This window comes from Paraburkholderia sp. GAS348 (assembly GCF_050434205.1).
Taxonomy (GTDB): domain Bacteria; phylum Pseudomonadota; class Gammaproteobacteria; order Burkholderiales; family Burkholderiaceae; genus Paraburkholderia.
Genome location: NZ_JBNPVT010000014.1, coordinates 87,512 through 113,098 on the forward strand (window position 1 = coordinate 87,512; position 25,587 = coordinate 113,098).

The following is a 25,587-nucleotide window of genomic DNA, read 5'->3' on the forward strand; positions in this document are numbered from 1 at the left end:
GATGGCGGAAAGTGAGAGCAGCCGGGTAACCTCGGGCGCGCCAACCGGCACGCGGGTCGGCACCGTGATGGACAGCTTGCGCGAGCGCATCGCGAGCCGTTCGCTGATGCCGGGCGCGCGCGTGCCGTCGATCCGCGTGATGACCGAGACACTCGGCGTGTCGAAGTCGACGGTAGTGGAAGCGTACGACCGGCTGGTCGCGGAAGGGGTGATCGTGGCGCGGCGCGGGTCCGGCTTTTTCGTGTCCGGCCATGCGCCGCCGCTCGCGCTCGCCGATCTCGGGCCGCAGCTGGATCGCGAGGTCGATCCGCTGTGGCTCACGCGGCAGTCGCTGGAGGCCGCTGCGAAGGTGTTCAAGCCGGGCTGCGGCTGGATGCCGCCATCATGGCTGCCGGAAGACGGCGTGCGCCGCGCGTTGCGTGCGGTAGCGCGCGATCCGCAGTCGCCGCTCGCCGACTACGCGAGCCCGCTCGGTCTGCCCGCGCTGCGTCAGCAACTCGCCTGGCGGCTCGCACAGCATGGCGTGGAAGCGCCGCCCGAGCAGATCGTGCTGACCGACGGCGGCACGCACGCACTCGATCTCGTCTGCCGTTTTCTGCTCGAACCCGGCGACACAGTCCTGATCGACGATCCGTGCTACTTCAACTTTCAGGCGCTGCTGCGCGCGCATCGCGCCCGCGTCGTCGGTGTGCCCTATACGCCGTCCGGGCCCAATTTGCCGGCATTCGAGCGAGCGCTGATCGAGCATCGCCCGCGGCTCTACGTGACCAATTCCGCGATCCACAATCCGACCGGCGCCACGCTCGCGCCCGCCGTCGCGCATCGGCTGCTGAAACTGGCGGGCGAACACAATCTGCTGATCGTCGAGGACGATATCTTCGCCGACTTCGAGGACGAACCCGCGCCGCGTCTCGCGGCGTTCGACGGTCTCGCGCGGGTGGTCTCGATCGGCAGCTTTTCGAAGACCTTGTCCGCGGCCGTGCGCTGCGGCTACATCGCGGCGCGCAGCGAATGGGTCGAGCCGCTGGTCGATCTGAAGCTGGCCACCTCGTTCGGCAACAGCCAGCTCGCGGCGAGCGTCGTGCATCGTCTGCTGGTGGACGGCACCTATCGGCGGCATCTGGAATCGATGCGGGCGAAGCTCGCGGACGCCATGGGAGAGACGATCAGGCGGCTGGGCTATGCCGGCCTTGAAGTGTGGACGCGGCCACGCGCCGGTATTTTCGTGTGGGCGCGCCTGCCGGATGCGCTCGACGCCGCCGACATCGCGCGTCATGCGTTAGCCGAGAGCGTGGTGTTCGCGCCGGGCAATGTGTTCAGCGCATCGCAATCGGCGGCGGGCTTCCTGCGCTTTAACGTGTCGCAATGCAACCGGCCGAAGGTGTACGAGGCGCTGCAACGGGCGATGGACGTGTCGGCCGCATCGAAACAGCACGCCTGAACGCGCGCGCCGGGCCACGCGGCGTTACTTGCACAGCAACAGCAGACGCTCCTGATCCGTGCAGGTGGGGCGGGGTTTCTGCGCGGCTTGCGCCGCCGTCGCGCTGATCGCCGCGCTCCTGTTCGCAAGACACGCGCGCAAATGTTTCTCCACTGGGCCGTAGTATTTCCATCCGCGCACGAGCGTCGGCAATTCGAGTTTCACCTGCTTCCACTTCGGATGCCCGTGCTCCTGCAGATTGTCGAAGTTGGCGCACAGCGAGTCGGCGAAGTGATTCAGATTGCCGACGGTATCGCGCAGACCGTAGTCATAGGTGACGAGAAAGGCCTTCACCGTCAGTGTGGGGACGTCTTCCTTCAGCCAGTTCGGATAGCTGGTCGCGCGGAGCGTGGCGGGAAAATACGTCTGCTTCGCACGTGCGGTTTCGGGCGCGTTGGGATCAACCCTCAGAGGGCGGATCTGTTGCAGCAACTCGGGGTTCATGTCGGTGAACAGTTTCGCCGGCTGCCCGACCACGATGATCGCAACGTCCACCTTCTTGACGATCAACGCGGCCAGCGCGTCTTCGTTATTCAGGTGCTGGACGTTCTGCTCGGGAATCGCCTGTCCAAACATCAGGTGATAGAGGGTCGTGGCCGATTGAGCGGTACCGCTGCCGATCAGGCCCACGCTGATGCTCTTGTCTTTGATGTCGGCGAAGGTTTTCATCGGCGAGTCCGCGCGCACCACGACGTTAATTTCCTCGTCGTAGAGCGGCATGATGAGCCGTAGCGGCCGGATTGTCGTGCCCGCGTCGGCATTGCCCGCGTTGGCCATGTCGATGTAGGCCTGATACACGTCGGATTGCACCAGCGCGAGCTTCACGCCCGGCTCGAAGCGCATGCGCTGCACGTTTTCGGCCGAGCCCTTCGACGCCATCACTTCCAGATCGATGCCCGCCGGCTGCGCCACCCATTTCGACAAATCCTGGCCGATCTGGATATACGTGCCCCGTTCCGGACCGGTGACGATCTTGTAGTGCGCGGGCTCGGCGCAAGCAAACGAAAACATGACCATTAGCACCAGCCCTAGCCATCCCGCCAGAAGTCTCTTCAGCATGGTCTACTTACCTATCGGTCAGGGTTGAACGGCCTCTCGCGTCGGCACGCGCGAAGCACCGGTGAGACGGCTTGCCATCGCATGTTCAATGCGTTGCGGGGGTCATGTCCGTCTGTTGCCGCGCAGAGTACACGCGAAACGTCAGTGCAATCTGGCTTGCCATGATTCATGCAGTCAGCCATGAGAATCGGTCTCGCGGACGGCTATGAAATTCGGTCTCCAAACGACTTATCGCTGACCGGACTGTCTAGCGCGGCATGCGGCTTGAGCGGCGCCCACCCTGTCTCGCGAATCACGCTTTCGAGGATCGTCTTCGCGGTGTCGTTGCCGGTGTCGATCGCGAGCGCCTCGTTGGCGTGCTGACGTGCGCAGCTCCACGACTGCTGCGCGGCACACGCTTGCGCCGCCTGCAACGCGGCATCGCGGCGCGCGGCGAGCGGCCTCAATTCTGTCAGCAGACTTTGCGCGTCGCTATTGCCTGGCTGCAGCGTTTGCGCTGCGCCAAGCGCCGCTTGTGCCGCGGACAGATCGTTGGCGCGCAAGGCGAGACGCGCTGCCTGCAGCGCTTGCGCGGTATCGCGGAACCGCGGCGCCGCCGGCTTTGCAGGCGCTGTGGCCAACGGCGGCACGATGGGCGTAAATGAGATCACCGGACCGGCTTTGGCGGACGTGGTGGGGGTAGCGGGCTTGCTTGCGGTAGCGCGGTTCGTCGCCTGAGCCGGTGCGTACGGCGCAATCGTGCCGGTCGCGGTTCTTGCGTCCTGCGGGGTGTCTGCCGTTTGCTCGGTGTTGTCGTTCTGCGATTCGTGGTTGTCGCTGAATAGTGCATAGGCGACATACGCTAGTCCGATTGCGCCAATGGCCGCGATCGCGAGCAGCACCCGGTGCAGCGGGAGCACGCTGCGGCCGTCAGAACGAGGCGGTTCGGCAAGCGGAGGATCCGCGAGCGGCGGATCAGCGCGTGACGGAACTGTCGCGAGTACCGGCACTTGCATCGGGGGCTCGATTGGGGCGGCTTCGTCGGGGAACGCAGTCTGCTCTGCGAGCTTGGTTTCGTTCGGCTGTGCCGGGGCCGAGCCGCTGTTCTGCGCGGTCTTGCTCATGGCGCTGGCGCGGCTGCCGGGAATCACGGTGCGTTTGTGTGGGCCGGCGTCGAGTGGATGCACCGCGCCGCAATACGGACAATAGTCGACTTGCCGGTACAGCGCACCGCCACAGCGTTTGCAGGGCATCGGGAAACTATGGCCGAGTATTGTCTGGGTGGACATGCTGTGGACCCACCTGTGTAAAACAACGCTGTTACGGCATGTTCCAGATCGTGTCGAGGCAGGAGTGATGTCCGCGGAAAGCACGATCCACATGCGCTGGAGACCCTTGGGGCGCAAGTCTTCGCTTGCGGCGCCGCAGCTTGAAATATGTGGTGTTTCATTTAAAACGTCAATCGACGTTCTCACCTACTTCAGGTGCGGGAGAGCACATTCTTAGGTACGACGAAACACTGCATATGCCGGCAGAACGAGCAGGCGAAGTGTTTTTTCACACGCGCTCGCGTAGTCACGGCGCGCCGGCAATGACGCGCTGGCGGAATCGGCAGAACGGAAGGGTGGCGATGAAAACAGAACGAGGTCGAAGCCTACGGCGTTCGACCCCGTTATCAAGCGCTTGCCGAAAACGCTCGCAGGAAACGTAATACGGAATCAGTGCTTGCGCAGTGGATGATCCTTCAGAAGCCACGCGAGTGCGAAGGCCAGGACGACCACGCAGGCCGCCGACAGATACACCGTGTGCAACGCGCCGGCAAACGCCTGCAGATAATCGTCGCGCAACGCTTCAGGCAACTGGCGGATGGCCGCTGGCCCGAGCGCGTGCGGCAATTCGGTGTCGGGCGGAATCAGATTGTCCAGACGCGCGGCAAGGCCGTTCGAAAACACCGCACCAAAACTGGCCACGCCGATCGAGCCGCCGATCGAACGGAACAGCGTCGCGCCCGAAGTGGCGACGCCCATGTGCTTGAACTCGACCGTATTCTGCACGGCGAGGATCAGCACCTGCATCACCATGCCGAGGCCGCAACCGAGAATGCCCATGTCGATATACATCACATGAATCGGCGTGCCGATCTGCAGGCGCGCGAGCAGCAGCATCGCCACGCCCACGAGGAACGTGCCGGCGATCGGGAACATGCGGTACTTGCCGATCTTGCTGATCAGGCGGCCGGTCGCCATCGACATCACGAACAGGCCGCCCATCATCGGCAGCATTTGCATACCGGCTTCGGTAGGTGTCGAACCTTTGACCACTTGCAAATACAGCGGCAGGAAAGTGACCGAGCCGAACATCGACACGCCGATGATGAAGCCAATCAGACTGCTCAGCAAAAACGTGCGCTGTCTGAAGAGTTCGAGCGGCATGATCGGTTCGACGGCAGTGCGCTCTTCGTGGATGAAACCCCAGATCGCCACGAGCCCCATCCCTAACGTGAACCACAACTGCGGCGACGACCACGGCAGGATCGTGCCGCCCTGGCTGGTGAACAGGATGATGCAGGTGAGAGCGCCGGCGAGAAATGCGGCGCCCATGTAATCGATGGTGTGCTTCACATGGCGCACGTGCGGTTTGAAGACCGCGCCGATCACAGCCAGCGAAATGATGCCGAGCGGCAGGTTGATGTAGAAAATCCAGCGCCATGACAGGTGCTCGACAAGGAAGCCGCCGAGCAGCGGCCCGACCACGGTTGCGAGACCGAACACGCCGCCGAATACGCCCTGGAAGCGGCCCCGTTCAGCCGGCGGAATCACGTCCGCGATAGCGGCCATCGTCACGACTAGCAGACCGCCGCCGCCGAGCCCTTGCAGCGCGCGCAGCACGATCAACTGGGTCATGTTCTGGGCGACGCCGCATAGCGCGGAGCCGACCAGAAACACGACGATCGCCGTCTGCAGCACGATCTTGCGGCCGAACAGATCGCCGAATTTGCCGTACAGCGGCACGACGATGGTCGAGCTGAGCAGGTAGGCGGTCACCACCCATGACAGGTTGTTGAGCCCGCCGAGTTCGCCGACGATGGTCGGCAGCGCGGTCGAGACGATTGTCTGATCGAGCGCGGCGAGCAGCATGACCAGCAGGAGTGCCGGAAACAGCAGACGGATCGGCGGGTGGTCGGTGGCCTGGGCGCCGGGCTGCGTAACGGGCTGCATGAAGGGCTGCATAACGGGTTGCGCGCCGGGCTGCACATCCGGCTGCATGAGGCCGGCGGGTTGAGTCGTTGTCGATTGGTCCATGGTGCCACGGCGTTGAAATTAATTAATTCGGAGATTAATATATGCGACATCGCGTCACCCGTCAAATTGAATGCAATGGCAAGGATTCCCGCACCCGCACCCGCACCCGCACCCGCACCCGCACCCGCTCGGCGCCCCGGCAGGCCTTCAGGGCCGGCGCGCGGCACGGAGCAACGCAGCCGCCTGCTGGACGCCGCGCTCGCTTTGTTTGCGCGGCAGGGCATCGTCGACACGACGCTCGGGGAGATTGCCCGCGAAGCGGGTTTCACGCCGGCGATGATGCATTACTACTTCAAGACGCGCGATCAACTGCTCGACGTGCTGATCGACGAGCGTTTCGCTCCGCTGCGCGCGGGGCTCGGCGCGCCGTTTCAGGAAAATCCCGATGACCCGGTGGCGGCAATCACGCAGCTCGCGCAGCGTTTGGTGCAGACGGCGAGCGACCATCCGTGGTTTCCGTCGCTGTGGGTGCGCGAAGTAATCAGCGACGGCGGCCTGCTGCGCCAGCGCATGCATGAACGGTTCGGCGACGCGAATCAGAAGGCGTCGCTGTTAGCCATCGCGCGCTGGCAAAAGGAAGGGCGCCTGAATGCGGGGCTGGAGCCGTCGCTGGTGTTCGTCACGCTGCTGGGTATGACGATTCTGCCGCTGGCCGCCTCGAAGCTGTGGCGTAACGATCCCGTGCGGCGCAATATCGGCGGCGAGGAGATCGCCCGGCATGCGGTGGCTTTGCTGGTGCAGGGCATCGGCCCCCGCAAAGCGGACTGACACGCCAACTGACTCACTCGCTATTTCGTTTCTGCCGCCACGCCTCGCCGCTGCGGTCCCGCGCACACGATGATAGCGCCGCCGTGGATCGTACGGCCGGCTGGCGCAACCATGCGGACGCAACGGCAACATTGGCGAAAGCGCCGAGGCACGCTGTGTGCTACCTGAGGGGTGGATGAGAACGCCGCGCGGGAAGCACAACAGCGGCGGCGTCGCAAAAGAACATGAATGCTCAGGGAAGATGCCGTGCGGAAAAGGCGCTGCGTACGGGTTTGCACCAGCCGCCACGGCGAATCGGGTGTCGGCATCGGTGTGCCGGGGCAGCGGCGCCGAGGGCCGGATTTTCATCGGCGTGCAATTTTGGCGCGTTACTGTGCGCACGCGTTGCGCTCAGGCCATGTTTTACAATCGCGGGCCTGCATGCAACTCGACGCATGAAATCGAGTCGGAACCATGAACAGCCTGAACAGCCATACCGCAGCCGCGCAAATCGGCGGCACACAGCAGGACGAAACGTTGGCCGCGTCTGACGGCCTAACCGGTTTTTTAGAGCAGCAACAGCACATGAACGGAGCATTGAGACTCGATCAGGCCACGATCGTGCTCGTCGAAGACGACCCGGATAGCCGGGAATCACTGACCTTGTTACTCGAGGCGGAAGGGGCACATGTCGTCGCAGTGGCGGATGCGGAAGAGGGCGTCGAAGCGGCGGTGCGGCTGTTGCCTGACGCCGTGGTGTGCGACCTCGAATTGCCGGCCATGGACGGTTTTTATCTGATCCAGCGGCTGCGCGATCACGAGATTCGCGGCGACCACGCACCTTCGGTAGCCGTGGCGCTCACGGGCCATACCGACGACGCTTACCGCTTGCGCAGCATCGGCGAAGGCTTCCAGCATTTCATGACCAAGCCGGCGCTGCCGGAAGACCTCGTGACGCTATTGCACGACGCGATCGATGCCCGCTCGGCAGGTTGATGGATCTCGTGGGCGGGCGGCGGTTGCTTGCCGCCGCATCTTAGGCGGCAAGCAACCGTGCAGCGAAACTGTCTGCCATCAGGTTGCAAATCTGCTGGCTGGCGCCGCTGTCATTTGGCGGCAGCGACCGGTGTTGCGGCACTGGCGCCGGCTGCTTCCACAGCCTGACAGGCGGAACACAATCCCTTCAATTCGATTTCGTCGCTGGCAAGCCGGTAGCCCGCATCTTCGATTTGCGCGACGAGCGCCTGGCGCAGCTTGGGCTGATGCAGTTCGGTGACATTGCCGCATTGCTGGCAGACCACCAGAATGCCGTGCTGGCATTGCGTCAGATCGTGGCAGACGGTGAACGCATTGATCGATTCGATGCGGTGGACGAGCCCGGCCGAGAGCAGAAAGTCGAGCGCCCGGTAAACCGTGGGCGGCGCCGAGCCGGGATGGATCTGGCGCATGTCGTCGAGCAACGAATATGCCTTGGTGGCGCGCCCGGAATTCAGCAGCAATTCGAGCACTTTGCGGCGGATTGGCGTGAGTTTTTCGCCGCGTTCGCGGCAATATTCTTCCGCGAGAATCAGTGCGGGTTCCTGCGATTCACTGCGCTCAGCGTGCATGTGCCCCGGCTCGTGATGATGAGCGGAGGCGGCAAGGGTGGCTTTGTCGGCGGTCGCGGCGGGCTTGGCGGTCTTCATGCGTCGATTATAAAGGCCATCGTGCTTCGCTGTGCCGGTGTCCGGTGCGCCTGCCGGCCGCGGCCGGTCGCCGTTGTCAGGCACGAGGCCGCCGGATGGCTGCCGGGATGGTTCAAGTCAGCGGTAAATCGACGTATTTCTTGAAACCCGGGCGCGTCGCAAGCCGCGAATACCAACGCTCCAGATTCGGCAGCGGGGGACGTTCGACGCCGTCCAGCCCGAACCAGCGTTTCGCGTACGCGCCGATCACGATATCGGCGAGCGTGAAATTCTCGCCTTCGAGGAAGAAGCGGCCTTGCAGATGGTTATCCAAAAGGCGCCACAGCAGCGTGAGCGCGCCGAAATCGCTGGCGAGCTTGTTGGCGTCGCGCTCGGCGGCCGGCGTACGCACGAGGGCCCAGAACACCGGCTTTTCCGCAGGTTGCAGCGTGGTGAGCGACCAGTCGAGCCAGCGCTCGATGCTCGCGCGCAGTTTCGGTCCGGATGGGTACAGGAGGCTCGATTCGCCGTATTGCAGCACCAGATAGCGCAGTATGGAGTTCGATTCCCAGAGCACGAAACCGTCGTCGACCAGCGTCGGAATCTTGCCGGTCGGGTTCATTGTCAGATAGTCGGGCTCGTTGTTGCGGCCGAATTGCAGGCCCGCGTCGATGCGTTCGTACGGCAGCACCAGTTCGTCGCAGCACCACAAGACTTTCTGTACGTTGACCGAGTTGGTGCGTCCCCAGATCATAATCATCCGGTAAATCCCTTTTTTACATTGACAGGTGGCAAGCCGCGCGCGGCGCGCGGCGTTCAGCCAGCAACGATACACGATGCGGGATTTTCGCGTGCCGGCAACGGGCGGGCCTTGCGTACAATGGGCGCATCCGAATAGCACGAGGAGCCGCATGGCCCGCATTGTCCCCGACGACTGGAAGAGCCTCGCCGCCACCGGCGCGGCGGCACGCGAACGCGAAACCCTCGCGCTGCTGGAAGAAGCGCTTCCTGATGGCTACACCGTCTATCACGGTGTGCACTGGACTCGCCTGAACCAGAATTTTTCGGTGTTCGGCGAGGCCGACTTCGTGATCGTCAGCCCGGCCGGGCGCGTGATGATCGTCGAACAGAAAACCGGTTTCCTGCGCGAAACGCCAAAGGGGCTCGTCAAGGTCTATCTTCAGACGGAACGCAATGTGGCGATCGCGCTCGCGCACACCGTCGAGACGCTGCATCGGCGCTTCACCGCGGCGTTCGGCGCGGGTACTTATTTCATTGAAGAGCTGCTGTATTGCCCGGACCACGTCGTCAAGGACGCGGCGATTGCCGGCGTGAATCCCGCGCGGATCGTCGACGCGAAGCGCAAGGAGCGGCTTGCCGCGATTATTCGCGAAGCCTTGCCGGCCGACGAACCGCGCCTCGCCTGCGCACCGAAAATCCACCACTTTCTCGCCGACGAACTTGCGCTCACGCCCGACGCCAGCGCGCTGGTCGGCCAGGCAGGCACGCTCGTGACGCGTCTGGCGGGTGGCCTCGCGACCTGGGCGCGGCGGCTCGCGTTTTCGCCGTTCCGGCTGCGCGTGATCGGCACGGCCGGTTCCGGTAAAACACAACTGGCCTTGCAGGTGATGAAAGACGCGGTGGCGCGCGGGCAGCGGCCTTTGTACGTGTGTTTCAACCGGCCGCTCGCGGATCACATCGCGCGGGTTGCGCCACCCGAGGCGAAGGTGGCGAACTATCACCAGCTCTGCGACTGGATCGCGCGCGACGCGGGCCGTGAGCCGGATTTCCAGTCTGGCGACGTGTCCCCCAATCCTCCTGGGGGACTTCCTTCGGGGCGGGGGACTTCCTCTGCGGCGTTCGATCAGCTTGAAACGATTTTCGCGGAAACGCCGATCGACGCGCGCTGGCAATTCGACGTGCTGATCGTCGACGAAGGGCAGGATTTCGAACAGCCGTGGGTAGCCGCCCTCGAGCGCCTGTTGCGGCCGGGCGCCGCGTGGTGGTGGCTCGAAGACCCGCTGCAGAATCTGTATATGCGTGAGCCGGTCGAGCTGCCCGGCTGGACCATGCTGAAAGAAACCACCAACTATCGCAGTCCGCGCGACATTCTCGATTATGTGCGCGACGTGGTCGGCGCTTCGGTGCCGGTCGCGGCGGGTCTGGCGTCGGGCAGTCCGTTCGACGGCTCCGATATTTCGCTCTCCGTCTACGACGAAGCGAATGCCGCCGAAGGCAGCATCGAGGCGACCAAGCGGGCGATCACGCAGGCGTTGTCGCTCGGCTTTCGCAAACAGGACATTGCTGTGCTCTCGTTCCGCGGCCGCGAAGGCTCGGCGATGACCGCGCTGGATCATCTTGGCCCGCATCGGTTGCGCAGTTTTACGGGCAAGTACGATCTGTTCGGCAACCCGGCGTACCGCGAAGGGGATGTGCTGTTCGAGTCGATCTATCGCTTCAAGGGGCAGGCGGCGCCGTGCGTGATTCTCACCGAGGTCGACTTCGAATCATTCGACGAGCGTATTGCGCGCAAACTGTTTGTCGGCGCCACGCGAGCGACGATGAAGCTGATCATCGTCGCCTCGCAGCGGGCCGCGCGGCATCTGCATCTGCGTGACGGTAAAGAGGTGAAAGAGGTGAGGGAGGCGAAAGAAGCCTAGCGCTTCATGAAGTCCACGCGCGCGCCCCGACCAGCATCCCCGTTTGCGTGAGCGCGTCCCACCAGATCACGCGCAGCAACGGCGCCTGCTGGGCAATCAGCAGCGCCTGCACCGGATCGCTCTCGACAAAATGCGTGACGCCGCCGCGCAATGCCGCCGCAGCCTTGTGAGCGGCTGCGCCGGCGGCACTTTCATCATGCGTGCCCGGCGTGCGCATCACCAGTTGCAGATGACCGAAGCCGTGCCGCGCGAGCCACGCTTCGGTGCGCGCGCGATCCAGTTCCGGCCGGCCGGTGATGATCGTGCGCACGCGTTGCAGATCGATGTCCGGCAGCACCTCGAACGGCAACAGCGCGTCGCGTTCGGCGAGTGCAGCGGCCAGATCCTCGTCGTAGCGCGCGAGCGGCACGTCGGGTAGCAGAATGCCGTCGAGATCGATCGCATAGGTGGCGTATTCGTGATCGTCGGCCATGGCGGGCGCAGCGCCCGCTTCAACGCGCTCCCAGTCCTCGCGATAGCGCTCGGTGTAGGCCTGGCGCTCCCACGGAAACAGCGCGAAGTAACCACGGGCGTCGATTGCATAATCGGGTTGCGTGCGGCTCAGGTCGTCGACCGCGGCGGTCAGTGTCCTGACGTCGAGGCCATGCTGCTGAAGAAATGCAATGCAATCGGTCAGCGTAAAGCCGCGCCCCGCGATGTCTTCGCATAGCAGCACTTTCGAACCCGCGGGCGGGATCGGCAGCGTCGAATCCCAGGCGACCGTGCGCGACTGGCGGTCGTAGCGCAGAAATGCGACCGGCGTGCCGGCCGCATGCGAAACCATCAGCGCAAGCGGCGCGCCGCCGCGCAGAATACCGATCGCCATCGTGAAGCGCTCCGCCAGCAACGCGGGCTGCAGCGATTCGATCCAGTGATCGAGTTGTTCGTACGTCAGGGGCAAAACCGGCTTGTTCATGACTCGTATGGCGTCGCGTCGAGCGTAGGGCGGGTGTCCCGTAGACGGAGAGCGGCGGGCGGCGCAACGCAGCGGCAGGTCCTCGTTTTTGAGACGGAGAAATTTGGCGATATTATGCCTGCGGTTCAATGTCGCGCGTCGGGGGTGACGCGCGTCGCTGGACGGGGTGGGCCGCAAAGACCGGCGCCGCGGCCGGTAAAGGGCGCTGCAGGCTGAGCCGGTGCAGCGTAGAACCGCCCGCAAAATAACAGGCGATGGAAAAAACAAGCAGATGACCAAGGTGAGTGTAGCGGTGAATGACAGGAAGGGCGCGTACAGGGGCGCCTGGTGGGGGCTGGGTCTGCTCCTCGCTTTCGTCGCGTGGAGCATGCAGGCACAGGCACAGGCACAGGCACAGGCACAGGCACAGGTACAGGTACAGGTACAGGTACAGGTACAGGCACAGGCAGAGTCGTTGCCGTTATCGCTCGACGTGACAGGCAAAATCAGCAAGACCAACGATGCGGCGCACCAGCGGTATCACTTCACCGAGGCGCAACTGCTGGCGCTGCCGGTCCATTCGATTACGACCGCCACCACCTGGACGCCGCGTTCCACCTTCACAGGACCGCTGCTCGCGGATATCCTGAAGAGCGTCGGTGCATCCGGCAGCGCGGTCGAGATCCATACGCTCGACGACTATACCTACACCATCCCGGTGTCGGACTGCGATCGCTACGGCGTGGTCGTTGCGTACAGCATGAACGGCCGGCGCCTGAAGATCAGCGACTTCGGGCCGCTGTTTCTTATCTATCCGCGCGACGCGTTCCCCGGTGAACTCATGGGCGCGGCGGGCGACGCGAAATTCGTATGGCAGATCAAGGCACTCATCATCAAATAACGCGCCGCCCATGGCGTCGTGTCCTCTATGTGCTGATCTGGCTAACCGCGCTCGCGGCGCCGGCCGGCGCGATCGGCTATCTGTTGTACGCGAACCTGCTTAATCCGCGCGCCACCGAACCGCTGACCGGTCAATACGACGGTTTCTACTGGGACGCCGCGCAACTGCAGATCGCCTACGCGCGGTTCGAGAACCAGCTGCTGCTGTATCAATCCGGCGTCGACGACGATTATCAGCGGCTCACGCTGCGCTACCAGTTGCTGGAATCGAAGCTGCATGTGATGGCCGGTTCGACACGCCGGCTGACCACGAAGCTTGCGCTGCTGCAACGGCAAATGGACGAGATCCAGTCGATCGATCATTTGCTGGGCGAGATTCAGCCTGAGGTGGATGCGTTGCCGAAGGACCGCAGCCGCGCCAATCAGATCGTCGTGGAGCTGCGTCAGCATTGGAATGAGGTCAACGATCTCGCGTTGAGCCGCCGGTTCGCCGATGTGGCCGACCGTGAGGCGATGAACCGCGATTTCATCGACAAGCGCCGCATGCTGTTCGCGGGCGGCCTGTTGCTGCTGTTACTGTCGGCGGCCGCGACCACGCTGCTGGTGTTCAACGGCCGGCGCCGCACGCGCCTGATGCACCAGCAGCACGCGGCGCTCGAAGCGGAGCATCAGGCGAGCCGCGCGGCGCGCGAGGCCAGTCTCGCGAAGGACGCGTTTCTCGGCATGATCAGCCACGAACTGCGCACGCCCTTGCATGCGATCGTGTCGTCGATTGAATTGCTGGGCTTCAACTATCACTCCGAGGCTGACCGCAAGGTCATCCAGCGGCTCGAAACCGCAGGGCGGCATCTGGAAGCACAGATGAAAGACCTGACCGACTACGCGCGTCTCGGCGCCGGCAAGCTCGAGCTGCGTCACGAGCATTTCGGGCCGCGCGAACTGCTGGCTTCGATCGTCGACGAACACGCGATGTCGGCCGCCGCGCGCGGCCTCAAGCTGGAAAGCGAGGCGAGCGGCATGAGCGGCCTCGTCGATTCCGATCCGCACCGCATCCGCCAGATCGTCAACAACCTGGTTACCAACGCGATCCGTTACACCGAAACCGGCACGGTGCGCGTGCAATTGAGACAGCGGCCGGCAGTGCTGATCTTCGTCGTCAGCGATACGGGGCCGGGCGTGCCGCATGCGCAGATTCCGCTGATCTTCCAGGAGTTCACGCAGCTGGACGCATCGCGCACGCGCCGCTTCGAGGGCGCGGGGATGGGGCTCACGATCGTGCAGGGGCTGGTCAGGCTGTTTGGCGGCTCCGTCGAGGTGGCGAGCACGGTGGGCAAGGGCACCGCGTTTACGGTGACGATCCCTGTCACGCCCGTTGCGGCAACCGCGCCTCCCGGCGTGGCGGCGCACGCCAAACCGGGCGGCGCGCGCCCGTGCGTGTTGATCGTCGACGACAACCGGCTGATTCGCGAGTCGCTCAGCGAAATGATTACGCACATGGATTTCGACACGCACGCCGTCTCCAATGCCGACGATGCGCTCGCGTGGCTCGATGCGCATCGCTGTGATGTGGTGCTGCTCGATCTGCACATGCCGGATCGCGACGGTTATGCGTTCCTTGCGGATTTCGCGGCACGCGGGGGGCCGTCGTCGGGTGTTCCAGTGATCGTGGTGAGCGCGTATGCGCCGCAGCCGGATAGCGTGGTGGGCAATGCAGACGGCAAAGCGGCAGAGGAAGCGGGCGAAGCCGCCTTGCAGCCGTTTTTCGAGGCGTTATTAAAGCCAGTACATTACGAGGAGCTGCGCAGCGTGTTGCAGCGTGCTTTGGCTTCGCGGCATACGGTGTGACGTGACGCCTGGGAAGACGCAGATGGAGGAGGGCTCAACCTGAGCGCACCTTCAGCCGCTTGCCGGCGCGTGCAACATCAAGGCCGGTTGAGGCGCTTGGACAGATCGGCGACCAGGATCGCCATACGCGCGGGCTTTTCATAGCACGCGACGTCGTAATTGCGGATGACCTGGCTGATCTCCGATTCGCTGGCCTTGCCGGTCAGCAATTCGCCGGTCAGCACGAAAACCGGCGCGTCCGGATTTTCCGAGGCCCGCACCGCGCGGATCGCCTCTGCCGAGGTCTGCGAGCCGAACAGCCAGTCGATCACAATGCCGTCGAAGATCTGCGTTTGCAGTTGTTCGGCGAACGCGGCGAGGCCGTAGATCGCCACCGCCGCGAAGCCGCTGCGCTCGAGATAGTCGCGCAGGTTGTCGGCGGAGGCCTGATCGTCGTCGACCACGGCGATGGTCGGCTTGTCGGTTTCAGCGCGGCGCGGATAGATCTCGATCTTGTGGACTTCGTACGCGCCTTGATAAAGCGTGCCGTCGTGACGCGCAACGCGCCATTGGCCGAGCTTCGGGTACGCGACAAATTCGGGGCGGCTGCCCGGTTCGAGCGCGGCGCCGACCCATGCGGTGCAGGCCAGTTCGATCGCGCCGATGCAGAACACCGCCTCCTGGGCGATGGCGCCGACCATGCCCGGATCGAGCGACTGTGCGCCGAATAGCTGAGCGGCAGGTTCGCCGAACACCTCGGCAACCTTCTTGATCTGCGAGAGGGTCCATGGGCTGTTGCCGCGCAGCTTGCGGTGTCCCTGCGAAAAACTCAGATCGAGGATGCGGCACAGCTCAGTGGTTTGCTGGCGCTTGCCGATTCCATGCCGGCTCATCAACTCGCGCACGCGCTCGGCGACTGCGATGGAGTCAGGTGAGTGTGTTTCGTTGGTCATGCTGCGTGAGGATCCGCCTTCTTGTAGGTTGGCTGTGGAGCGTGCGTACGACACGCGCAGCGCCGCCATGCACATTGAATGCGCATCGACGCGGCTACGCAGGGGACAGCAAATGTACCGTAAAAAGTATCGCGGTCTGTGTTTTTATATGACCGCCGCCGAGCCTGTCGGTGCGAGGTGCGAACGGACAGATCCGGCGATCTGTTTATGCTGTTGGCATTGACCGCATTTTACCGATGAAAGCGCGCGGCATCTGTAAAGAAATAATGCCGGCTGGTGTATTCCTTACGCGCCACTATGCTGGCGGCATGGCGTGAAGTTTCGCCGCCGAGCTTTTCAGGCCTTTGAAAATCCGCTCGGCGACCTTGCCCGGAAACCGCTCGGGCAATTCGGCCGAGACCCGCGCGATGACCTCCGGCGTCTGTTCGATCAGCCGCTGGATCAATGGCTCGGCGTTCGCGCCGTACGAGCATCGCAGCGCCATTGCGTTGAAGTGGCGCCGCTGCACATCGCGAAAGGCGTCGTGTTTGCTGCGCGACCACATCGCCATGGCGAGCCTGGCCTTGAACCATGACCATTGATTCGGGCCGTTGCCTTCCACCGGCCAGATCGACATCACGTCGTAAAGCGGTGTCAGGCGGTACTGGCCGCCCGCCAGCAGGCGAATGCTAAAGTTCTTGGCGTGGCCGTCCGGCGCCGCCAGCATCCAGAACAGGATCTGGCTGGCCAGCAGCGTCTCGATGTCCTGTTGCGCCGACACCGATTGCTGGAGAATCCGCGCGAGGTCCAGCACGCCCGGACCGCCTTCGTTTTCATACTTGCGATGCGACGGCACGCCGTAGACCTGGCAGAAGTCTTCCTGCGGCAGGCGCAGCAGCCATTGCCCGCTCGAATGCGGTTGCCGGTCGAAGCGTTCGACGCCCAGCACCCGCTGCTTGCCGAACGTCATGATCTCGGTGTTGGCCACCGGCAGGCCATAGGCGTGCAGGATCCGCAGACACAGCCATTCGTTTTCGACCGAGGTGCTGAGGTCGGCGAGCTTGTTGCCGACCAGTCCAAGCGGCAGCTTGAAAATATGCGTGGTAGGCGTGGCGCCATGTGGACGCTGCCACTTGCCGTCGTGCCACAACAGGGCGGTTTTCTCCTGCGCGCCGGCGAGCGAGATGCGGAAATCGTCTGCTTCGTCGGGTGTGCCGGGGGCGGAGTTGCTGACGGTGCGTGCCAGCATGGTTTCGATCTCGCTGTCGGAGAGCGGCGTGCCTTCAATGCGTTCGACGCCGGTCGGCGCATCGTCAACGGCCAGCAACTGAACGGCGCCTACGCAATCGCGGCCGATGGCTTGCAGCAGGTCGAACGCATCGAGCGTATCGGTCTGGTAGCGCTGGGCGATGCGCTTTCTGATTGCCTCGCTGTCAGGCAGCAGATTGTCGAAATAGTTGAGCACCCGTGGCCCTTTGTGCGCCACGTTGCCCGGCGCAAACGGCAGCGAGAGGGAAAGCGGCCGGCCCACGGGCGAGGCGACCCACGCGGGGTCGTAAGCGAACTCCATGGGGCCACGGGTGGGCAGGCGCCAGACGCCGACGCGCTCGCCGTTGGCCCACACCGAAAGCGCCCGCGAATGCGTCTGGCGGCCCATGCTTACCACTCGATCAGAGGCGCCGGCTCAGGCGCCGGCTGGTTCTTGTCGCGTACCTGCAATTGCAGGCCATAGGCGCCGCACAGCGCCAGCAATTGTGTGAGGGTGAGGGCGGTGGCGTCGGTTTCCAGCGCCGAGATGCGGCTTTGACTGACGCCGATGCGCACGGCGGCATCGGCCTGGGTGAGTCCGGCCTGGCGCCGGCCGGCAGCCAGCAGTTGGGCCATCTGGCCCGGCGTGGCGACGAGGTGGATCATGGCAAATTATCCGTGAAACGAATAAATGCACTTTATGCGTCACACAGATATTTGTCAAATATTCGTGGGACGCATAAAGTGAAAATATCTGTCTGGCGAATAAACGGCAAATATCTGCTTCGCGAATAAATTCCATTCGCCTGCGTCGCTGCCGGAATGGCCGTCCAGCAGACGGTGAGAACTCGATCCGGCCCCACGGCGCACCGGGCGTCGTAGAATCGCTTGTTCTCGACTCCCGGAGCAGCCGCGTGTCTGATCAGCCACACCCGCAGCCACGCCCGCCACGCTTTCGCCTGCCGCACCGTGCCCGCACACGCTTCACGTGTTCCGCAGCGTCACCGCAGTGCGTACCGATGCAGCGTATCTAATTCCCACACACAGGAAGGCCGCAAGCATGAAACTGAACCGTATGATCAGCACGGTCGAAGTGCACACCGCCGGCGAACCGTTCAGAAAAAGCCCGCTTATGAGCCGCCCGACCACGCAGATTTTCGACGCCGCCGCCACCGCTCGGCTGATCCCGTACGCGACGCTCGTCGACGCCTTGAAGTGCGCGAGCATCGACTATGCGCAGCACCGCATCGCGAGTCCTGAACGGCTCGTCGTGCCGCTCAACGAAGGCGGCATCATGCTGTCGATGCCGGCTACCGCGCCCGATCTCGCGATCCACAAGCTGGTCAATGTATGCGCGAGCAATGGACCGCGCGGCATCCCCACGATCCACGGCCAGGTGATGGCCTTCGACGCCGACACCGGCGAGACGCTCTTCATTCTCGACGGCCCGACGGTGACCGGACGGCGCACGGCGGCGATGTCGATGCTCGGCGTACACACTTTCGCGCCGGCCCGGCCGCACGAATTCCTGCTGATTGGCACGGGCACGCAGGCAGCGAACCATCTGGAGGCGATGGGCGAACTGTTTCCCGACGCGCGTGTATGGGTGAAGGGCAGTGCGCCCGCGCGGGCCGAAGCGTTTTGCGCCGCACATCGCGCGCATCGCGGCAAGACGCGCGAACTGCAACCGCTGGCCGACCCTGGCGCGGCCATCCCCGATTCGATCGACGTGGTGATCGCGCTGACCACCAGCAAGCAGGCCGTCTACGACGAAGCGGCGCGCGCGGACCGGCTCGTGATCGGCGTGGGCGCGTTCACGCCGGCCATGGTCGAGATCGGCGCGCGCACGATCGCGGGCAGCGCGCTGTTCGTCGACGACGAAGCCGGCGCGAGGCATGAAGCCGGTGATTTTATCCAGGCCGGCGTCGATTGGTCGCGGGTCGGCGGAATTGCGGCGGTGCTGGACACTGCCGCGTCGTTGCCGCCTGAAAAACCGGTTGTGTTCAAGAGCGTCGGCTGCGCGGCATGGGATCTGGCGGCCTGCCGGGTAGCGCGCGAGGCATTGTCCGGCGGCTGAGCAGGGGCAGTCCGGATGGTTCAAAAAAGACTCGGCAAAAGGCCGCCAAAGGTCCAGAAAAGGTTCGGCAAACGGTTCGGCAAACGCTGGCTTTGCTAGTCGGTTGGCATCTTGCGCCAACCCGCGGCACATCTTGCCGTGCAAACAATCTCAAAACGTTGCAACATAGACGTTTGCCAAAAAAGTGCCGGTCCGCCGGCGCTTTTTGCCCCCTTGTCATTTGACTTGACGCCTATCACGACGCTGCGACCGCGCTATGACGACCCAACACGCTTTAGCCACTCCTGCCCTGCCGCTGGATATGATCATCTTCGGCGGCACCGGCGACCTGTCGTTTCGCAAGCTGCTGCCCGCGCTCTACATGGCGCATCTGCACTGCAATCTGCCGCCGGATACCCGCATTCTCACGATTGGCCGCAAGCCGTGGTCGCGTGAGCAGTACATCAACGAATTCATGGAAGCGAAGGCGAAGCCCTTCATCGAAAAGAAGGCATTCGATTCCGCCGCCTGGGACAAATTCCTGGCGCTGTTCGAGTACGTGCGCATGGACGTCGATTCGGTCGAGGACTACCACAGTCTGAAGGAGGCGTCGCGCGAAGGTGTGCGGCGCGTGTTCTATCTCGCGACCTCGCCTGATCTGTTCACGAATATTTGCGAGCATCTTTCGGCGGCGGGACTAGTCGACGAGAATTCACGGGTCGTGCTCGAGAAACCGCTGGGCCACGATCTGGCGTCGGCGCAGGAGATCAACACCGCGGTCGGCAAGCATTTCGGCGAAGCGCAGATCTACCGGATCGACCACTACCTCGGCAAGGAAACGGTGCAGAACCTGATGGTGCTGCGCTTTGGCAACGCGATTTTCGGCCCGCTGTGGCAGGCGCCGTATATCAAGCGCGTGCAGATCACGGTGGCCGAAGAGGTCGGCGTGGGGAGCCGCGCGGGCTTCTACGATAAAACCGGCGCGCTGCGCGACATGGTGCAGAACCACTTGCTGCAACTGCTGTGCATCGTCGCGATGGAGCCACCGGTGTCGCTCAATCCGGATGCAGTGCGCGACGAAAAGCTCAAGGTACTGCGCTCGCTGCGGCCCATGACGCCCGAAGATATCGCTCGCGATACCGTGCGCGGCCAGTACACGGCCGGCGCGGTGAATGGCGAGCCGGTGAAGGGCTATCTCGAGGAAGACAATGTGCCGGCAAATAGCCGCGCCGAGACGTTCGTCGCCTTGCGTGCGCATATCAACAATTGGCGCTGGGCCAACGTGCCGTTCTTCCTGCGCACCGGCAAGCGCATGCAGAAGAAGGTGTCGGAGATCGTTATCGAGTTTTCCGAATTGCCGTTCTCGATCATTCCGAGCGGTGGGCGCAACTACGGCAATCGTCTCGTGATCCAGCTGCAGCCGGAAGAGTCGATCCAGTTGCAGATGCTCGCGAAGGAGCCGGGCAGCGGCATGCACATGCTGCCGGTGAATTTGAACCTCGACTTGCAGCAGGCTTTCACCGAGCGTCGCGCGGAAGCGTACGAGCGTTTGCTGATCGACGTGATTCGCGGACGCCTCACGCACTTCATGCGCCGCGACGAACTCGAAGCCGCATGGGCGTGGGCCGAGCCGATTCTGGAAGGCTGGGCCAAGTCGGGTGACAAGCCGCGTGGCTATACGGCAGGCACGTTCGGACCGGCTGCGTCGACGGCGCTGATGGCGCGCGAAAACGCTGTGTGGGCGGAAGAATCGCAGTAAGCAGGCAATCAGGCATCGGCGGTGCGCCGACGCAGCCTTGCGAGGTCGCGCGTGCATATCTGGAGCGGCTTTGCGTCGCTCGCATATTTGCTGCGGCCGTGGCAGGTGGTGCGAGACCGGCGGTTAAACGTGCCTGCGGGGCAGAATACGCCGCAGCGGCGTTCGTGAATACGGTGTTGCGTGGCCTGCATCCCGCCTTAGGCGGGATGCAGGCCACGCAACAATTGCCGGACTCGCGACAGGTCCTGATCGACGTGTTCGGCTTGTTCGAACAATTCAGCGAGCCAGTCGACGAAGGCCCGCACGCGTGGCGAGACCCGGCGGTTCTTTACATACGCGACGGAGACCGGCATCGGCACGGGTTTCCATTGCGGCAGCACTTCGCGCAACCGTCCCGAATCGAGGTAGGGCTGTGCGGCGATTCGCGCCGGTTGGATCAGGCCCAGACCTTGCAATCCGCAGCTGAGGTAAGCCTGCTCGTCGCTGACTTTGACAAAGCCTTTGACCTTGACGTTTTGCGCTTCGCCGTCCACTTCAAAGTCGAAGTCGACTTCGCGGCCGTTATGCGGCGACATGCAATTGACGGCGGTGTGTCCGCGCAGATCGTCGAGGTCGGCGGGTGTGCCGTTGCGGCTCAGGTAGGCCGGGCTTGCGCATGTCACGTGCTCGAGGGTGCCCAATTGCCGCGCGATCAGATTTGAATCCGGCAATTCACCTAGTTGGATACTGCAGTCGATGGCTTCCGAGATCAGATCGACTGTTCGGTTGCTGACGCCGATGGCCAGATCGAGGTTCGGATAGCGGGCGTGGAAGTCCTCCAGGGCTGGCAGGACGATGGCGCTCGCTACCGCGCCGGGCATTTCGATGCGCAGGCGGCCGGTCAGGTTATCCGTTGAGTGACGGAGGCTGGCTTCCATTTCGTCGATGTCAGCGAGGATTTGCGCGCAGCGCTCATAATAGGCCGCGCCCTCTGGCGTGATGCTCAGACGCCGCGTCGTGCGGGTTAGGAGGGCGGTGCCTAGCAGGGCCTCCAGGTTCTGGACGATGGTTGTCGCTGTCGCGCGAGGGATGTTGAGCGACTCCGCTGCGCGGGTGAAGCTGTTTGTGTCCACGATTCGGATGAATGTCCGCATTGCAGTTATTCTGTCAATCACGATTCGGACTCCAGTTAGTACTTCCGCAAGGAATCCAGATCAATAACAAACCGATACTTAACATCACTCTTAAGCATCCGTTCATAAGCCTCATTAATCCCCTGCATAGGAATCACTTCAATATCCGAAGTAATTCCGTGCTCGCCACAGAAATCGAGCATCTCCTGTGTCTCGGCAATCCCGCCAATCAGCGAACCAGCCAGCCGGCGACGCTTGAAGATCAGATTGAACACCTGCGGCGACGGATGATCGCGCTCCGGCGCACCGACCAGCGTCATCGTCCCATCGCGCTTCAGCAGATTCAAAAACGGATTCAAATCATGCTGCGCAGCCACGGTATTCAGAATGAAATCGAAGCTGTTGGCATGCACGCCCATCTCTTCAGCATTCTTCGAGATGACAACCTCATGCGCACCAAGCCGCCTGGCATCTTCAATCTTCGACGGCGACGTCGTAAACAACACCACATGCGCACCCATCGCACGGGCCAATTTCACGCCCATGTGACCCAGGCCACCAAGACCGACAATCCCGACCTTCTTGCTAGGACCGGCACCCCACGTGCGCAGCGGCGAATACGTCGTGATACCCGCGCACAGCAACGGCGCCACACCCGCCGGATCGAGATTCTCCGGCACCCGCAGCGTGAATGCCTCATCCACCACCAGTTGCGTCGAATAACCGCCGTAGGTGATCTGACCGTCAACCCGGTCCACACCGTTGTACGTGCCGACAAAACCGTTTTCGCAATACTGCTCGAGACCTTCCTCGCAACTCGCACACGTACGGCATGAGTCGACGAGGCATCCCACGCCCACCAGGTCGCCTGCCTTGTACTTCGTCACGTCCGGACCCACCGCCGTCACGCGGCCGACAATTTCATGGCCCGGCACCACAGGAAAAGCCGTGTTCTTCCATTCGTTACGTGCCTGGTGCAAGTCGGAATGGCACACGCCGCAAAAAAGGACTTCCATCTGCACGTCATGAGCGCGCAGTTCGCGGCGCTGGATTTCGAACGGGGCGAGCGGCGCGGTAGCGTCGGTCGCTGCATAGGCATAAGTCGTGCTCATGGGTAGCTCCAGCAAAGAGGGTAATGTCGCAAGGCGCCAACGATGGGCGATGCGCGTCGCCGATGCGGCCAAACCTTGTTGTAGACCAGGATCGCGGCGCAGATGGAGGCCGACGTATTCACCGAAACGGTGAATAGGTGAACAGGCGACCGAGCCCGGCGCAGCGCGGAAAAAGATGATCCGGCAGGGTTCCCATAGTAGGAGCCGGGCGCGAACCGGGGAATACCTGAACGTCTTGAAAATTTGCCTAAAACTCCTGGCGGCGAGCGCAGTTGGTCGTTCGGTGCTAAATTTCAAGCATTATTCTCTTGCGCGTCACTATACCGTCATGCCAACCCGTTCCGTTGAACCCGCGTCGGTCGAGAGCGACCCTGTCGATAGCGACCCCGTCGAGCGCGCCCCGCTCACTCGCGCCCCGGCCGCTGGCGGCCCTGCCGACCCTGCCCAGCAGCGTCTGGTCGAATTGTTCGACATGCTTGCGCCCGATCCGGGCATTACGCGTTCGAGCGTGGAAGGGGTCAGTCTGATGCGCGCGAATACCCCGATGCCGCGCAGACCCGTGATGTACGAGCCGAGCATCGTGATCGTCTGCCAGGGGCGCAAGCGCGGTTTTCTCGGCGATCAGGTATTCCAGTACGATGCGCAGCAATACCTGGTGCTCTCGGTGCCGCTGCCGTTCGAGTGTGAAACCGAGGCGAGCCCGGAACAGCCGTTCCTCGCCATCTCGGTGCGTGTCGATCTGACCATGGTAGCCGAGCTGCTCATGGCGCTGAATGAAGCGCAGGGCGCCGCGCAGAACGAGCCGCTCGGCATCTATTCGACGCCGCTCGATCCGGCCTTGAACAATGCCGTGCAGCGTTTGTTGGACGCCTTAGCCTCGCCGCTAGACGCGCGCATTCTCGCACCTGGCGTGGTTCGCGAAATCTGTTATCGCGTGTTGACGGGCGAGCAGGGCGACGCGATTCGCGCGGCGCTTACGCATCAGAATCATTTCGGCCGCATCGCCAAGGCGCTACGGCGAATCCATGCCGACTACCACGGGCAACTCGATGTCGATACGCTTGCTTCTGAAGCGGGCATGAGCCTCGCCGTTTTTCATGCGCAATTCAAGGCCGTGACGGCGACCTCGCCGATGCAATACGTGAAGACCACGCGTTTGCATCACGCGCGTTTGCTGATGGTGCAGGATGGCTTGAATGCCGGCGCCGCCGCGGCGCGCGTCGGTTACGAGAGCGCGTCGCAGTTCAGCCGCGAGTTCAAGCGTCTGTTCGGCCTGAGCCCGGTCGATGAAGTCAAGCGCATGCGCACCGTGCACGATGCGCCACCGCCGCGCGTGGTCAAGCCGGTCGCGCGTTATGTGACCGCGGTTTAGACGCGCGGTTGCCGGAATCGTTATAGCCCGCTGAACCAGTTGTACCCCTGGTCCTCCCAATAGCCGCCGGGGTTCGTGTTGGTCACGAAGATCGCAGCGATGTGCTTCGGATTCTTGAAGCCCAGTTTGGTCGGTACGCGCAGCTTCAGCGGGTAGCCGTATTTGGCCGGCAGCGGCGCGTCGCGGAAATCGAGTGTCAGTTGGGTTTGCGGATGCAAGGCCGTCGCCATGTCGAGGCTCGAGTAATACCGATCGGCGCATTTGAAGCCGACATAGCGAGCGCTCAGATCGGCGCCGATGCGCTCGAGGAACGTGCGAAACGGCACGCCTCGCCATTGCCCGATCGCGCTCCATCCTTCAATGCAGATGTGCCGTGTAATCTGCGAAGCCTGCGGCAACGCGCGCAGCTGCTCGAGCGTCCACGTGCGCTTGTCCGACACCAAACCCGACACTTCCAGCTGGTACGTCGAACCATCGATATCCGGCGCATCGAACTCCGGATAGAACGCGTTGAACGGGAATGGGTCGGTGATCTCGCTCGCCGAATAGGTCGGCGCGAGCTTGTTGCGATCGAACAGCCATCCTTGCACGCGATCGTTCCAGCGCGACATGGCCCACAACACTTTGTCGACCGAATCGCCGTCCTGCATGTTGCAGCCCGAGAGCATCGCCAGCGCGCCGATCGAAAGCGATGAGCGCAGGAACAACCGTCGTTGCAATCGTTCGATTTGCGGTTTGTGGTCGGCGAGGACAATACGCGTGCCGCGCGAGTCCTTGCGTTCTGATTCACTCATGCTTCGCTCCTCTCGTGCGTGGCGAGCCGCGCGCGGCCCGTCAACATCGGCAGCAACGTGCGCGGCACCAGCAGCACCAGTGCCAGATGCACGACGACAAAACCGACCACACCCGCCATCGCGACAAAATGAACGCGACGCGCGAAATCGAAGCCGCCGAATAGCGCTGTAAGCCACGAGAATTGCACCGGCTTCCAGATCGAAAGCCCCGACGCGACCAGCAGCACGCCAAGGAACAATACGAAGAGGTAGAGCGCGCGCTGCACCGCGTTGTATTTGCCGGTATCGTGCGGCAGCTTGAACTGCATCGCCAAGGCGGCATCGTGTACGACATCGCGCGGGTGGACGGGCAGCAGCTTGCGCCGGAAATGCCCCCGCCCGATGCCATACGCCAGATACAGCAGGCCGTTCGCGCACAGCAGCCACATCGCCGCGAAATGCCATGCGATCGAGCCGCCCAGCCAGCCGCCGACGGTCGACCACACTGGAAATCTGAACGGAAAAAAGGGTGACGCGTTATAGATCGCCCAGCCGCTCATTACCATGCAGACCATCGCAAATGCATTGATCCAGTGCGTGATTCGTACGACGAGTGGGTGGACGATAAAGCGCGCTTGCGGTTCGGGCATGGTGAGCGGTGATGAAACATGGAA

22 protein-coding genes and 1 pseudogene are annotated in these 25,587 nt (G+C 63.1%); 10 read left to right on the top strand and 13 right to left on the bottom strand.

The features are described from left to right. The first annotated feature begins 1 nt into the window (after position 1). The gene (locus P3T22_RS22300; RefSeq protein ID WP_429326145.1) at positions 2-1,441 is read left to right on the top strand and encodes a PLP-dependent aminotransferase family protein; all 1,440 of its coding nucleotides are present in this window, start codon (positions 2-4) and stop codon (positions 1,439-1,441) included. A 24-nt stretch (positions 1,442-1,465) separates the two neighbouring features. On the opposite strand, the gene P3T22_RS22305 is transcribed toward P3T22_RS22300, so the two are convergent. The 3 genes from P3T22_RS22305 to P3T22_RS22315 all read right to left on the bottom strand — a co-directional run bounded on the left by P3T22_RS22305 (position 1,466) and on the right by P3T22_RS22315 (position 5,736). Next, entirely contained in the window at positions 1,466-2,539 is a 1,074-nt protein-coding gene (locus P3T22_RS22305) for a TAXI family TRAP transporter solute-binding subunit (protein WP_063498816.1), read from the bottom strand. 203 nt (positions 2,540-2,742) lie between these two features. After that, complete coding sequence (locus tag P3T22_RS22310) at positions 2,743-3,807, bottom strand: hypothetical protein (protein WP_429326146.1); 1,065 nt, start codon at positions 3,805-3,807, stop codon at positions 2,743-2,745. Between the two features lie 429 nt (positions 3,808-4,236). Further along, the gene (locus P3T22_RS22315) at positions 4,237-5,736 is read right to left on the bottom strand and encodes an MDR family MFS transporter (RefSeq protein ID WP_429326194.1); all 1,500 of its coding nucleotides are present in this window, start codon (positions 5,734-5,736) and stop codon (positions 4,237-4,239) included. A 159-nt stretch (positions 5,737-5,895) separates the two neighbouring features. Here P3T22_RS22315 and P3T22_RS22320 point away from each other — a divergent pair, with 159 nt between their 5' ends. Beyond that, positions 5,896-6,588 carry a TetR/AcrR family transcriptional regulator gene (locus tag P3T22_RS22320; protein WP_429326147.1) on the top strand — a complete coding sequence of 231 codons (693 nt, stop codon included), beginning with the start codon at positions 5,896-5,898 and terminating at the stop codon, positions 6,586-6,588. Positions 6,589-7,050: 462 nt separating this feature from the next. After that, positions 7,051-7,563 carry a response regulator gene (locus P3T22_RS22325; RefSeq protein ID WP_429326195.1) on the top strand — a complete coding sequence of 171 codons (513 nt, stop codon included), beginning with the start codon at positions 7,051-7,053 and terminating at the stop codon, positions 7,561-7,563. Positions 7,564-7,673: 110 nt separating this feature from the next. Here P3T22_RS22325 and P3T22_RS22330 read toward each other — a convergent pair whose 3' ends face one another. Both P3T22_RS22330 and P3T22_RS22335 read right to left on the bottom strand, forming a co-directional pair. After that, a complete protein-coding gene (locus P3T22_RS22330) occupies positions 7,674-8,252 on the bottom strand; it encodes a Fur family transcriptional regulator (protein ID WP_429326148.1) in 579 nt (192 codons plus the stop codon). A 112-nt stretch (positions 8,253-8,364) separates the two neighbouring features. After that, positions 8,365-8,991, bottom strand: coding sequence for a glutathione S-transferase family protein (locus tag P3T22_RS22335; RefSeq protein WP_429326149.1), 627 nt, complete (start codon positions 8,989-8,991; stop codon positions 8,365-8,367). 151 nt (positions 8,992-9,142) lie between these two features. On the opposite strand from P3T22_RS22335, the gene P3T22_RS22340 reads away from it, so the two are divergent. Beyond that, on the top strand, positions 9,143-10,891 hold the full coding sequence (locus P3T22_RS22340; protein WP_429326150.1) for an ATP-binding domain-containing protein: 1,749 nt from the start codon (positions 9,143-9,145) through the stop codon (positions 10,889-10,891). A 4-nt stretch (positions 10,892-10,895) separates the two neighbouring features. Here the strand turns inward: P3T22_RS22340 and P3T22_RS22345 are convergent, their stop codons facing one another. Continuing rightward, positions 10,896-11,846 (bottom strand): phosphoribosyltransferase, encoded by a 951-nt coding sequence (locus P3T22_RS22345; RefSeq protein WP_063498820.1) that lies wholly within the window; start codon positions 11,844-11,846, stop codon positions 10,896-10,898. 271 nt (positions 11,847-12,117) lie between these two features. On the opposite strand from P3T22_RS22345, the gene P3T22_RS22350 reads away from it, so the two are divergent. Continuing rightward, a complete protein-coding gene (locus P3T22_RS22350; protein WP_429326151.1) occupies positions 12,118-12,726 on the top strand; it encodes a molybdopterin-dependent oxidoreductase in 609 nt (202 codons plus the stop codon). Beyond that, a complete protein-coding gene (locus tag P3T22_RS22355) occupies positions 12,696-14,570 on the top strand; it encodes an ATP-binding response regulator (RefSeq protein ID WP_429326152.1) in 1,875 nt (624 codons plus the stop codon). The genes P3T22_RS22350 and P3T22_RS22355 overlap by 31 nt, the downstream gene beginning before the upstream one ends. A 77-nt stretch (positions 14,571-14,647) precedes the next feature. Here P3T22_RS22355 and P3T22_RS22360 read toward each other — a convergent pair whose 3' ends face one another. From P3T22_RS22360 to P3T22_RS22370, 3 genes are all read right to left on the bottom strand, one after another. Next, positions 14,648-15,502, bottom strand: coding sequence for a helix-turn-helix domain-containing protein (locus P3T22_RS22360; protein ID WP_429326153.1), 855 nt, complete (start codon positions 15,500-15,502; stop codon positions 14,648-14,650). 295 nt (positions 15,503-15,797) lie between these two features. Beyond that, entirely contained in the window at positions 15,798-17,138 is a 1,341-nt protein-coding gene (locus P3T22_RS22365) for a type II toxin-antitoxin system HipA family toxin (protein ID WP_429326154.1), read from the bottom strand. A gap of 2 nt (positions 17,139-17,140) precedes the next feature. After that, positions 17,141-17,395, bottom strand: coding sequence for a helix-turn-helix transcriptional regulator (locus P3T22_RS22370; protein WP_429326155.1), 255 nt, complete (start codon positions 17,393-17,395; stop codon positions 17,141-17,143). Between the two features lie 466 nt (positions 17,396-17,861). On the opposite strand from P3T22_RS22370, the gene lhpI reads away from it, so the two are divergent. The 3 genes and pseudogenes from lhpI to P3T22_RS22385 form a co-directional block, all read left to right on the top strand. Next, positions 17,862-18,806, top strand: a complete 945-nt coding sequence (lhpI, locus tag P3T22_RS22375) for a bifunctional Delta(1)-pyrroline-2-carboxylate/Delta(1)-piperideine-2-carboxylate reductase (protein ID WP_429326196.1) — start codon at positions 17,862-17,864, stop codon at positions 18,804-18,806. 256 nt (positions 18,807-19,062) lie between these two features. Beyond that, a complete protein-coding gene (gene zwf / locus P3T22_RS22380; RefSeq protein ID WP_063498826.1) occupies positions 19,063-20,544 on the top strand; it encodes a glucose-6-phosphate dehydrogenase in 1,482 nt (493 codons plus the stop codon). Between the two features lie 51 nt (positions 20,545-20,595). Next, positions 20,596-20,712, top strand: a pseudogene (locus tag P3T22_RS22385) (respiratory nitrate reductase subunit gamma); the annotation flags it as partial. A gap of 29 nt (positions 20,713-20,741) precedes the next feature. Here P3T22_RS22385 and P3T22_RS22390 read toward each other — a convergent pair. Together P3T22_RS22390 and P3T22_RS22395 are read right to left on the bottom strand one after the other, a co-directional pair. Then, positions 20,742-21,698, bottom strand: coding sequence for a LysR family transcriptional regulator (locus P3T22_RS22390; protein WP_429326156.1), 957 nt, complete (start codon positions 21,696-21,698; stop codon positions 20,742-20,744). 14 nt (positions 21,699-21,712) lie between these two features. After that, the gene (locus P3T22_RS22395) at positions 21,713-22,768 is read right to left on the bottom strand and encodes an NAD(P)-dependent alcohol dehydrogenase (protein ID WP_429326157.1); all 1,056 of its coding nucleotides are present in this window, start codon (positions 22,766-22,768) and stop codon (positions 21,713-21,715) included. Positions 22,769-23,096: 328 nt separating this feature from the next. Between P3T22_RS22395 and P3T22_RS22400 the strand changes: the two genes are divergently transcribed. Continuing rightward, the gene (locus tag P3T22_RS22400) at positions 23,097-24,140 is read left to right on the top strand and encodes an AraC family transcriptional regulator (protein ID WP_429326158.1); all 1,044 of its coding nucleotides are present in this window, start codon (positions 23,097-23,099) and stop codon (positions 24,138-24,140) included. 20 nt (positions 24,141-24,160) lie between these two features. Here the strand turns inward: P3T22_RS22400 and P3T22_RS22405 are convergent, their stop codons facing one another. Beyond that, a complete protein-coding gene (locus P3T22_RS22405; RefSeq protein ID WP_063498829.1) occupies positions 24,161-24,934 on the bottom strand; it encodes a molybdopterin-dependent oxidoreductase in 774 nt (257 codons plus the stop codon). Beyond that, on the bottom strand, positions 24,931-25,563 hold the full coding sequence (locus P3T22_RS22410) for a cytochrome b/b6 domain-containing protein (protein WP_429326159.1): 633 nt from the start codon (positions 25,561-25,563) through the stop codon (positions 24,931-24,933). The genes P3T22_RS22405 and P3T22_RS22410 overlap by 4 nt, the downstream gene beginning before the upstream one ends. Positions 25,564-25,587: the final 24 nt, after the last annotated feature.